Source organism: Actinomadura formosensis NBRC 14204, from assembly GCF_001552155.1.
GTDB lineage: Bacteria > Actinomycetota > Actinomycetes > Streptosporangiales > Streptosporangiaceae > Spirillospora > Spirillospora formosensis.
This window is the reverse complement of sequence record NZ_BCQQ01000170.1, coordinates 1-11,584: the sequence shown is the minus strand read 5'-3', so window position 1 is coordinate 11,584 and position 11,584 is coordinate 1. Positions and strand designations below refer to the sequence as shown.

Genomic DNA, 11,584 nt, shown 5'->3' with positions numbered 1-11,584 from the left:
GGCCCGGCCGCGCGGACGGGGGCGGGCGCGCCGCCGCGGGCCGCGGCCGGCCTTCTACTTCACCTCCGCGGGCACGCTGCTCGTCGTCGGCGGATCCATCGGCGCGATCGCGCTGTCGGGCGGCGGCCCGAGCCACGACGCCCGGACGGCGTCCGCCGGCGGTGCCACCGTCGTGCCCGCCTCGGCCGACACCTATGTGGCACGGGAGAGGCCGGGCCAGCGGTTCGGCGAGGCCAAGAAGATCACCGCCTCGGTGTGGCCCGACTGGCACACCGAGGCCTATGTCGCGTTCGACGTGCCGCACGGCACCCCGGCGATCACCAAGGCGCGGGTCGAGGTCGTCTTCGACAGTCCCGCCAACCGGCCGCGGCGGGTCGAGCTGCGCACGCTGCCCGGCTCGTGGACGGAGAACGACACGTCCTGGAGCAACCGTCCGTCCGCCGGCGCCGTCGTCGCGACCTCCGGCACCGGCAAGGACCGGATCTCCTTCGACGTCGGCTCGATCGTGACCGGCCCCGGCCGCTACGCGTTCGCCATCACCAACCAGAACCTCCGGTCGGGAGCCTCGCTGCGCTCCCGGGAGGGCGGCGACGGCCCCCGCCTCGTGCTGAAGACCCGCCGCGGCGGGCCGGCGCCGAGCCCGTCCACGTCCTCGTCCCCGACGCCGACCCCGTCCGCCACCGCGGCGCCGCCCGAGCCGAGCGACGAACCGACGTGGCAGGTGCCGCAGCCCACGAAGCCTCCCGAGACGTCCCCGGGCGGCGGCAGGACGCTCTGCGGCCTCTCCCTCGAACTCCAGCCGGGCGAGTCCTTCCAGAAGGCCCTGACCCGCCTGGACGGCAGGTACGGCGGCCTGGAGACCGTCCGGCTGTTCTACCGGGGCGTCCCGCCGGCGTGGCCCGGCAACCCGAACCTCGGGAACCGCCCGCCGATCATCTCGTTCAAGATGGCGCCCAAGGACGTCCTCGCCGGCAAGTACGACAAGGCGATGGCCCACTGGTTCGCCACCGCGCCCCGCGACCGCGACATCTACTGGGTCTACTACCACGAGCCCGAGGACAACATCGCCACCGGCGAGTTCACCGCCGCCGACTACCGGGCCGCCTGGCGGCGCCTGCGCTCCCTCGCCGACAGGGCCGGGAACTCGCGGCTGCACGCCACCCTCGTCCTCATGGGCTGGAGCCTCGACCCGCTCTCCAAGCGTGACTGGCGCGACTACTACCCGGGCCGCGACGTCATCCAGGTCCTCGGCTGGGACGTCTACAACCTCGGCTGGAAGAAGCGCCGCTACGACGACCCGGCCGCCATGTACGACCGTGTCGTCGCCGTCAGCAAGGGCGAGAACCTGCCGTTCGGCATCGCCGAGACCGGCAGCTACCTCGTCGCCGGCGACAACGGCGACAGGCGCGCCGCCTGGCTCCGCGCCACCAACGCCTACCTCGCCAAGCGCCACGCCCTGTGGGTCGCCTACTTCGACCTCGACTGGAGCACCGGCGACTTCCGTCTCCTGGACGCCCAGAGCCGCAAGGCTTGGCAGGAGTTCTGCTGAAGCCGTCCGGCCCGGCGTAGGCTCCGGCTTCCCGTCGCCTGGCCGGCGAGCCGGCGGAGGGAAGCACCTGCCCGCGACGTCGTTCAGCACCGGCGCCCTCCGTCGTGCGTGACGGCCTGATGACGACCGCCGTACACCCTGCCTGTATGCCCTGGGGCCGTGTATGCCCTGGGCATGAGTCCGGTGCGGGGTCGCGGACATGAGTCCGCCCCCGCCGGAACGTCCGGCGGGGGCGGGCTCGGGTGATGCCGCGGAGGGTTACTTGCGGGCCAGGATGATGGTCCACATGCCGGCGCGGCTGGCGGCGTCCGTGGTCGCCGTCTTGGCGCCGTAGGTGCCGGTCGCGACCGCGCCGTTGCTGTCGACGATCAGGCTGGTGATCCGGCCGCTGCCGGAGCCGATGCCGGTGCCGCGGGTCGTCACGCCGGCGGGCGCCGTCCACGAGGTGGTGCTGGACGACTTGTCGCCCCAGTACGTGACCGCCCAGGAGCCGGCGGCGCCGACCTGCGCGGACGGACTGGTGTGCTCGGTCACCGAACCGGGGTCGCTGCCCTTGGCGACCGCCGCGACCGGGTCGGTCGTGTTGGTGCCCTCGTAGGCCAGCAGCCTGATGTCGGCCTTGGTGTAGTCGCTCAGCCCGATGTCGACCTGCTTGCCCGCGTCACCGGCCTGCGCGACCCGCTTCCAGACGATGGACGAGGCGGTGCCGGCGGCCTGGTTGTCGACCTGGGTCCAGCCGGGGGGCGGGGTCGTCATCGACGCGGTGCTGGCGTTGTAGGTCAGCACCAGGATCATGCCGTCGCCCGGCTGGACGGACTGCGGGATCTGCGCGTACGCGGTCTTGACGTTCGCGTTTCCGCCCGACCCGCCGCGGAAGGCGATGTTCGCCTGGTTCGGCGCCACCGTGAGGGTCTGGGACTTGGTGCCCGTCCCGCCGCGGTTGTCGGTGACCGTCAGCTTGACCGTGTACGTGCCGTCCTGGTCGTAGGCGTGCTGCGGCGTGGCGCCGGTACCGGTCTTGCCGTCGCCGAAGTCCCACGCGTAGGAGGCGATCGAGCCGTCCGGGTCGGCCGAGCCGGACGCGTTGAACGTGCAGTTCAGGGCGTCGCAGTTGCTGGTGAAGGCGGCGGTCGGCGGCTGGTTCGGCGTCCCGGCGTACAGGAACACCGTCCGGCCGCGCCAGTCGGCGGTGCTGACCTCGGTGGACGCCCCGGACGGCACGCCGGCCGCGGAGAACGCGACCTTGTAGAGCCGGCCGTTGCCGTTGTTGACGTAGTAGAGGCTGCCGCCGTCGACGAACATGCCGCCGACGGAGCTCCACGACATGCCGGGCAGGTTGGTCACCGCGGTGAACTCCTGCGCGCCGACGACGTTGCTCTCCGGGTTGAACGTCCGGTAGTACAGCGCGGACTGGCCGCGCGTGTAGTAGACCCGGCCCTTGGCGAAGAACATGCCGGTGATGTTCGGCACCTGCGAGTGCCAGGTGGTCATGTTCACCAGCTGGTCGGCGGCGTCGATCTTGGTGATCGAGCCGAGCGCGGTGCCGTCGAACGAGCGGCGGTTGAACGAGCCGTCCGAGCCGCCGTAGAACAGCTCACCGTTGATCATGAACGCGCCGCGCGCGGACCGCCAGTCGATGCCCCCGGTGCCGTCGTTGACCACGGCGCCGGTGGTGGTGCCGTCGAACGAGCGGTGCCGCAGGTAGTTGGTCGCGCCGGCGCCGATGCCGCCGCCGGAGTAGACGTTGCCGGGCAGCTCACCCGTGCTGTACGCCGGGATGGCGGTGCCGCCGGTGACGGGGAACAGCGCGAGCTTCTGGTGGAACTCGCCGCCGATGTTGTCGGTGTCGCTGCCGACCCACAGGCCCTCGTCGGTGGCCAGCATGTCGAACACGCCGACGCCCTTGTCGCGGCCGGGGTTCCAGCTGAACGGCAGGCCGCTGACCGGGTCGAGCGCGACGATGCCCTCGCGGCCGACGGCGCCCTGGCCGGGCTTGTCGCCCGCGAACGGGTTGTTGGCCCAGCGGAAGTGGCCGCCGGCGTAGACGGCGGTGTCGGTGATCTCGACGGCGTAGGTGGTGTCACCGCCGGTGAAGTTCACCCAGGTGGGCTGCTGGCCGCCGCCGGTCGTGGCGCTCTCCCAGCGGGCCTGGGTGTCGCACAGCTTGGCCGTGCCGCCGTAGGCGCCGGTGGTGGTGACGACGAAGTACTTGCCGTCCGGGGAGAACTCCACGTCCCGCATGTAGGTGTCGAACGACTGCGAGCACTGGTCGGCGTAGCGGACGGTGTCCCAGTTCGCGAGCTGTGCGGACTGGCCGCCCAGGTCCAGCATGACGATCTGCCGGCGGGTGCTGCCGTTGACGGAGTTGAAGTTGCCGATGCCGACGAGCTTGGAGCCGTCGGGGCTGATGTCCAGCTTGTAGACCGTCGTGACACCGTCGCCGGTCTGCGTGCCGGCGAAGTTCTCGTCCACGAAGTCGTCACGGGCGCCGGTGGCCGGGTCGACGGTGGCGAGGGCCACGCGGGGGGCGCCGCCGACGGTGGTGAAGGTGCCGGCGACGTACAGCCGGCCGCCGGCGAGCCGCAGGTCGCGGACCCTGGCGTCGAGCTGCGGCTTGAAGGTGGTGATCGGCGCGCCGGTCTGCGCGTTGATCCGGGCGAGGACGAAGTTGCGCGCGCCGTTGATCTCGCTGAAGGTGCCGCCGACGTAGATGGACTGGCCGTCGGGGGCGGGCAGCAGCACGCTCGCCTCACCCTTGTTGAGGCTCGGGGTGAAGTTCGGGTCGATCGCGCCGGTGGAGGCGTCGAAGGCGAACAGCCGGTTACGGGTCAGTGTGGGCTTGTTGGCCCCCGCCTCCTTCACCTGCGTGAAGGAGCCGCCCACGTAGATCTTGCCGCCGATCTTGATGATCGACTTGACCTCGCCGTCCACGACGTTCGGCGTGAAGTTCGCCGGGTCGGCGGTGACGATCTTGCCGTGTCCGGGCTCGGACCCCCGCTGGTCCGCGCTCGCCGAGGACGTGACGGCGAGGCTCCCCGTCAGCGTGCCCAGGGCGAGGACGGCTCCCGCGGTCAAGGCCCCCCACCTGCGTCTGCCCATCGACCCCTCCGTGCCATGTAGACGTAAAACCACCGTATTGTGCGCACCAAGGCGCACAGGGCCGGGCAATCGTAGCCAGCGGCCGGTTGACCTGCTGATCTGATCGCTAACTTTCCGGTCTCGAAAACCGAACGGCGTGTGGATCAGGCCGGTCTCGACGTGGTTCGCGCGCCTACGGGGCATGTTCATCGCGCCCCGCGAGGTACGCTGCGCACCTCGGAAGGACGCCCCCGGGACCGTAGCGGACGACCAGAATCGGTGGCCGGATGTGGCCACAGGCCGGTGTCGCCCCAGGCGGGCGGCCGGGCGTCCTCCACCGTGCGGCGTGCGTCCGGGGCCGGGCGGCGCGGTCCGCGCGCCCGACGGTGCGTCCAGGGGAACGGAGCGGTGATTGGCCGGGATGCGAGGGATCGCGGGGAGCATGCCTCTCGCGCCACCGCGGCTGCTGCCGTGGCGGCTGCGGCCGGGCTGGCCGCTCAGCGTCGCCCTGCTCGGCTTCCCGCTGTGGTGGATCCTCGGCCTGGCCAACGTGATGCTGCTGCTCGTCAACGTGCCGATGGCGATGACGCTGTGGCGCCGCCGCGGCACGCTCGTCGCACCGAGCGGGTTCGGCGCGTGGCTGTTCTTCCTGGTCTGGGTCGTGCTGGGCGTGCTGGTGCTGTGGGCGGACGCGCCGCTCGCCGAACCCGGCGGCGGATTCAGCCGGCTGCTCGTGTACGGCTACCGGCTCGCCTGGTACCTGTCGTTCACCATCGTGCTGCTCTACATCGGCAACATGAGCGAGCGGGAACTGCCGTCCGGCGCGATCGGCCGGCTGCTCGGCTACATGTTCATCGTCACGACGATCGGCGGCCTGGTCGGCTCGTTCTTCCCCTCGATCCAGCTGACGTCGCCGGTGGAGATGGTGCTGCCGCACGGGCTGACGAGCAACTCCTTCATCCGCGACATCGTCCACCCGAAGGTCGCCGAGATCGAGGCGATCCTCGGCTTCGAGCAGTCCCGGCCGATGGCGCCGTTCGCCTACGCCAACACCTGGGGCGCCGCCTACGCGTTCTTCCTGCCGTACTTCCTGCTGACCTGGATCGTCCGGGCCCGGCTGCGGCGCCGGGTGTTCGGGGTGATCGTCCTCGCCGCGTCGCTGTGGCCGGTCGTGTACTCGCTGAACCGGGGCCTGTGGGGGGCGCTCGGCGCGATCGGGCTGTTCGGCGTCCTCAAGCTCCTGCAGGTCGGCGGGCCCCGGGTGATCGCGTGGACGGCCGGGATGGCCGCCGTCGGCGCGATCGTCGTGGCGCTGTCGCCGCTGCCCGGCCTCGTCCAGGACCGGCTCGACAACCCGCACAGCAACAACCGCCGCGCGCTGCTCGCCGAGGAGACGACCCGCAGCGCGCTCATCGGGTCCCCGCTGGTCGGTTTCGGGTCGACCCGTAACGTCCAGGGCGACCTCGGCCAGGTATCGGGCGGTGACAAGGTGGGCTGCAAAGCGTGCGGCTCGCCGCCGCTCGGCACCCAGGGGCACGTGTGGCTGCTCATCTTCGCCAACGGCATCGTGGGGACGATCGCGTTCTGCGCGTTCTTCACCATCCGGTTCCTGCGCCATTGGCGCGATCGGGGCGCCTATTCGCTGGCGGGCTGCTGCGTGCTGATCTCCTGCACCCTTTTCATGATCACCTACGACATGGTGGAGGTACCGCTGTACACGGTGATGATCGCGGTGGCCCTGATGTGGCGGGCCAGGCGGGACGCCGACGGGGTGCGGACACCGCAGGCCCGCGTCCGTGCCCTGACCGCCGAGGCGGCCCAGTGAGCGGGGCGGAGACCCGGGCCGCCTGGATCGCGGCGGCCCGGGAGCTGTGGCCGGACGCGAGCGTCGAGCCCGTCGGCCCCGGGCGGTCCGCGGGGGCGCGGCGCGAGCTGGCGTTCCTGCCGGACGCCGATCACCCGCGGCTGCTGGTCCCGGCGGGCCTGCCCCGCGCCGCCGCCGCCGCGCTGCGCCGCTACAGCCACGACCTCGGCGTCAAGCAGCGCGTCTCACGCGGCCTCACCGCCGCGGCCGTCCGCACCGGGCTGCCGGAGCGGACGCTGCGCGACCGGCTCCGCATCACCGGCGGCGGCCCCTCCATCGAGGACCGGCTGGCCGAACTGCTCAGCCGTCCGGTCGTGGTCAGCGTGGGCCTCGGCAGCGCCCGCGCCAACCGCAAGCCGATCCTGCACGTGCTGTCGCCGCACGGCGAGCCCGTCGCGTTCGTCAAGGTCGGCGACACCGGGACGGCCCGCGGCCTGCTCGACGGGGAGGCGGCCGCGCTCACCTATCTGAACGAGCACCTGGCCGGCTCCGGCTCCGGTGCGCGGCTGCACGTCCCGAAGCTGCTGCACCACGGGACGTGGCACGGGCTCGACCTGCTCGTGCTGGAGCCGCTGCCGACGAGCGCGCTCGGCTGGCGCCCGCGCGGGCGGGCCCCGGTCGCCGAGATGCGGGCGCTGTTCGAGGTCGGCGGCGTCGAGCGGACGGCGCTGCGCGACAGCGGCTTCTGGGACGCGATGACCGCGAGCCCCGCCGATGTCCTGGACGAGCGGCAGCGCGCCGCGTTCGGCGAGGTCGTCGAGACGATCGGCAAGGCGCACGGCGACCTGCCGCTCGACTTCGGCGCCTGGCACGGCGACTGGACCCCGTGGAACATGGCCTGGCACCGCGGCGTGCTGCGCCTGTGGGACTGGGAGCGTTTCGCCCGCGGCGTCCCGAACGGGTTCGACCTGCTGCACTACCGGCTCCAGGAGGCGATGCGCACCGCGTCCGGCCCGCCCTACGCGGCCTGGCCGGACGGCGCCGCGGCGGCGCTGGAGCCGCTCGGGCCGGCCGGCGCGGCGGCGGACGCGACGGTCCGGCTCTACCTGCTGGAACTCTGCCGCCGCTACCTGCTGGCCGCGCAGGAACCGATCGGCGAGCCGCTGCGCGCCGACGCCGAGCGGCTGCTGACGCTCCTGCACACCGACCTCGGGAGGATCTCGTGATCTCGCGCCGTGACGCCCCGCAGTGGGTCAAGGACGCCGGACGGGCCGCCACCCGCGCCGGCGGGCGGCTCACCTCCAGCGCCCGGATGCTGCCGGACTTCCTCATGGTGGGAACGCAGCGCGGCGGCACGACCTCGCTGTTTCGCGCGCTGGCCCCGCACCCGGCGGTCGTCCAGCCGAACTTCCACAAGGGCGTCCACTACTTCGACGTGAACTACCCGCGCGGCCTCGGCTGGTACCGGGGGCACTTCCCCGTCCGGTCGCTCGCCGAGCGCCGCACCGCGCCCGCGCGGCCGCTGGCGTTCGAGTCGGCCGGCTACTACATGCACCACCCGCTGGCACCGGAGCGGATCGCCCGCGACCTGCCCGGCGTGAAGCTCATCGCGTTGCTGCGCGACCCGGTGGTGCGCGCCTACTCGGCGCACAAGCACGAACTGGCGCGCGGCTTCGAGACCGAGCCGTTCGAGCGGGCGCTGGACCTGGAGCCCGAGCGGCTCGCCGGCGAGGTCGAGAAGATCAGGGCCGACCCGGCGTACGTGAGCCACAGCCACCGGCATCACTCCTACGTCGACCGCGGCCAGTACGCCGACCAGATCGAGCGGCTGTTCGAGCTGTTCGGACGGGACCGGGTGCTCGTCCTGTACGCGGAGGACTTCTTCTCCGAGCCCGAGCCCTGCTACGACTCCATCCTGGAGTTCCTCGGCCTCCCGCGGTGGCGGCCCGCGACGTTCGAGCGGCACAACGCCCGGCCGGGGTCCCCGCTGCCGGACCATCTGCAGCGCCGGCTGTCGGACCACTTCGCGCCCTACGACGACAAGCTCGCCGCGCTGCTCGGCGCCGAACCCGCCTGGCGGCGTTGAGCCGGCGGTGAAGACGGCACAGTGATGAAGAAGCGCTTCCTCGGCCCGTCCAGCGTGCAGGCGGAACCGCCGCTCGCTCCGGACTCGATCCCCGTCACCCGGTACGCGGGTGCGGTCCGCAGGCATTTCGCGGCGCTGCTGGTGGCGTTGCTGGCCGGCGGCGTGCTGGGAGGCGCGAAGATCATGCTCACCCCGGCCAGCTACACCGCGCGGATCTCGGTGCTGGCGCCGCCGGTGTCGCTGCATCCGGGCTACACGCCCGGTCGTCCGCTGGACGAGAAGAAACGCGAGCCGCGCGAGGCCACGATGGACACCGAGGCGCAGCTCGTCTGGTCCGACGAGGTGCTGCGCCGGCTCGCCACGTTCCCCGGCTTCCAGGCGTCCCACGAGGAACTGCGCCGCCGCGTCGACCTGTCGGTGCCGAACAGCACGCACGTGCTGACGATCGCCGTGCGGGCCGGGACGCCCAAGGCGGCGCAGAGCGGCGCCCAGACCGTCGCGGAGGCGTACCTGGACCTGCGGCAGCAGATCCTCGGCGGCCTCCAGCAGCGCAACCGCGAATCGCTGGAGAAGTACCTCACGCTGCTGCACAAGCAGCTCAGGAGCCTGCCGGGCAGCGACGACGAACTCGTCCGGCGGACCACCCGCACCCGCCGCCAGGAGATCCTGAAGCAGATCGAGGAGGTGCAAAAGCACATCTCCGCGCTGGACAGCAAGGTCGTGCAGCCCGGCGAGGTGCTGCGCAGCGCCGCACTGCCCACCGCCCGCGACGACGCCGGCCAGGACGTGGCGTTCGCGGGCGGCCTCGGGGTCGGGCTGCTGGGCTGGGTCGTGTCCACCCTGCTCATCGACCGGCGGCCGCGGCGCATCCGGCGGCCCGCCGACGTCCGGCTGCACGCGCAGCTGCCGATCATGGTGGAGTCGGCCGCGCTCGGCGGCGGGCACCGCGAGATCTGCCGGCGGCTGCGCAACCTCGTCTTCGACTCCGAGGCCACCACCGTCCTCGTCGCCGGCGTCCCCTCCGCCGCCGGCACCGCGGTCGCCTACGAACTCGCCGAACTGTGCACCGAGGGCGGCTCGGCCACGACCGTGCTGCGCATCCGGGGGGACGGCGAGGACCACGACCCCGCCGAGGCCCCGCCGCCGCGCACGTTCGGCGTCCGGCTGGTGCGCGGCGACGACGACCGCCAGCTCACCCGCGCGATGGACAAGGCGGGCCGCGAGTCGCGCATCGTCGTCATCACCACCCCCGACATCAACGCCGCCGACACGATCAGCGCGGCCGCCGCCAGCGACCTCACCCTGGTCGTGGTGGAGCGCGGCCGCGCCCTGGACCGCGAGGTGGCACGCGGCGTCCTGGCCCTCGACCAGGCCGCCACCCCCGCCCGCGGCATCGTGCTGACCAGGCAGAGCCCGGACACTCCCGCCCGCCGGGCGACCGCTCCCGGCCACCGTTCACCACGAGGTTGAGATGAACGAAACCGGCCCCGCGCCAAGCGCGGATAAAGTCGTGACCATCTGTCCGTCGAGCACGACCCGGATCACCGAGGGGGATCGCCGTGGGAGCTGACCAGACGGCCGACCCGCAGCAGGGTCAGCTGCTGCCCCTGCTCAGGCGGTACATGCCGCTGCTGGTCCTGCTGGCCGTCGTCGGCGCGGCCGTGGGCGTCATCGCGGCGCTGGTGCTGCCCGCACCGTACAAGGCCACCTCGACCGTGCTGGTCAGCCCGCTGGAGGGCAACCCGTACTCGCCGAACGGCCGCGGCGACGACCTGGTCAACCTGCAGACGGAGGCGCAGCTGGTCTCCACCGACCGGGTCGCCAAGATCGTCGGGCAGAAGCTCGGGCACGCCCCGGAGGGCCAGATCGAGGTCACGGTCCCGCCCAACACCCAGGTGCTCAACCTGACCTACACGGCCGGCAGCGCCAAGGACGCCCGCGCCGGGGCGCAGGCGTTCGCGGACGCCTACCTGGCCTACCGGCAGCAGCGCGCCCAGGACGTGGTGAACAACCAGCTCACCAAGCTGAAGAACCAGTCCAGCAAGGTGCAGCAGCAGCTGCTCAAGACGAACCGGGAGATGGCGGTCGCGTCCGGCGCCGAGCGCGCCACGCTGCGCCAGCGCGTCACCGCCTACACCAACCAGCTCGGCGTGATCGACGAGCAGGCCAACGACATCGGCAGCACCCCGATCAACCCGGGGCAGGTCATCACCCCGGCCGGCGCGCCGGACGGGCCCGGCCAGATCCGCACCGCGGCCTTCGGCGCCGGCGGCCTGGTCGGCGCCCTCCTCGTCGGCTGCGCGGTCGTGCTGCTGCGCGAGCGGCTGAACCAGCGGCTGCACAACGCCGAGGCGATCGAGGGCCTCGGCGTCCGGACGCTGTCCACGATCCCGGCGGGCGGCCCGACCGGCGACACGCTCGCCCTGGTCAGCGCGCCGAAGAGCCCCGCGGGGCAGGCGTACCGGCGGCTGCGCGCCGCGGTCGTGGCGACCGCCCCGCAGACCCCGGTGGCGCTGCTGGTCGCCAGCGCCACCCCGGGCGGCAGCGCCCGGCTGGCCAGCGCCAACCTCGCGGTCTCGCTGGCGTTCGCCGGCGCCAAGACCATCATGATCGACGCCACCACCGACGACACCGACGTCAGCACGCTGTTCGGCGCGCGTCCCGGCGGCAAGGGCCTGTCGGACACGCTGCTCAGCGGCACCGACCCGGCGACCCTGCTGATCCACACCGACTCCCAGCTGCGGCTGCTGCCGCGCGGCCCGCGCGCCCCCGAGGCCGCGCACCGGTTCAGCGGCCCGCGGATGCGCGAGACCGTGAAGGTGCTGCGCCGCCGCAGCGAGTACCTCGTCGTGAACGCCGCCAGCCTGCACGACGCGGACGCGCAGGCGCTGTGCACGTTCGTGGACGCGGTGATCCTCGTCGTCAACCAGGGGGTGACGACCCGGGAGGAACTGCGCCAGGCGTACGTGGAGGCCGAGCGCGCCGGCGTCACCGTGCTGGGCGCGCTGCTGGAGCCGCCGGAGCAGCGCGGCGGCGGACGCGCGCCGCGGCAGGCGCCGCCGCGCCA

6 protein-coding genes and 1 pseudogene are annotated in these 11,584 nt (G+C 72.8%); 6 read left to right on the top strand and 1 reads right to left on the bottom strand.

Annotated features, from left to right (window positions below; translation table 11 throughout):
- On the top strand, positions 1-1,549 hold a 1,549-nt coding region (locus AF1_RS29660), incomplete at its 5' end, for a CBM96 family carbohydrate-binding protein (RefSeq protein WP_157419344.1).
- Positions 1,550-1,807: 258 nt separating this feature from the next.
- On the opposite strand, the gene AF1_RS29655 is transcribed toward AF1_RS29660, so the two are convergent.
- Entirely contained in the window at positions 1,808-4,624 is a 2,817-nt protein-coding gene (locus AF1_RS29655; RefSeq protein WP_242609020.1) for a PKD domain-containing protein, read from the bottom strand.
- 445 nt (positions 4,625-5,069) lie between these two features.
- On the opposite strand from AF1_RS29655, the gene AF1_RS29650 reads away from it, so the two are divergent.
- The 5 genes and pseudogenes from AF1_RS29650 to AF1_RS29630 form a co-directional block, all read left to right on the top strand.
- Entirely contained in the window at positions 5,070-6,452 is a 1,383-nt protein-coding gene (locus tag AF1_RS29650) for a hypothetical protein (protein WP_242609019.1), read from the top strand.
- Positions 6,449-7,657 (top strand): hypothetical protein, encoded by a 1,209-nt coding sequence (locus tag AF1_RS29645; RefSeq protein ID WP_067806747.1) that lies wholly within the window; start codon positions 6,449-6,451, stop codon positions 7,655-7,657. The genes AF1_RS29650 and AF1_RS29645 overlap by 4 nt, the downstream gene beginning before the upstream one ends.
- Positions 7,654-8,517, top strand: a complete 864-nt coding sequence (locus AF1_RS29640; RefSeq protein WP_067806744.1) for a sulfotransferase domain-containing protein — start codon at positions 7,654-7,656, stop codon at positions 8,515-8,517. The genes AF1_RS29645 and AF1_RS29640 overlap by 4 nt, the downstream gene beginning before the upstream one ends.
- 24 nt (positions 8,518-8,541) lie before the next feature.
- Positions 8,542-9,987: a YveK family protein gene (locus AF1_RS29635; protein ID WP_067806740.1), complete on the top strand. Its 1,446-nt coding sequence runs from the start codon at positions 8,542-8,544 to the stop codon at positions 9,985-9,987.
- Between the two features lie 89 nt (positions 9,988-10,076).
- Positions 10,077-11,584 (top strand): annotated as a pseudogene (locus tag AF1_RS29630) (hypothetical protein); the annotation flags it as partial.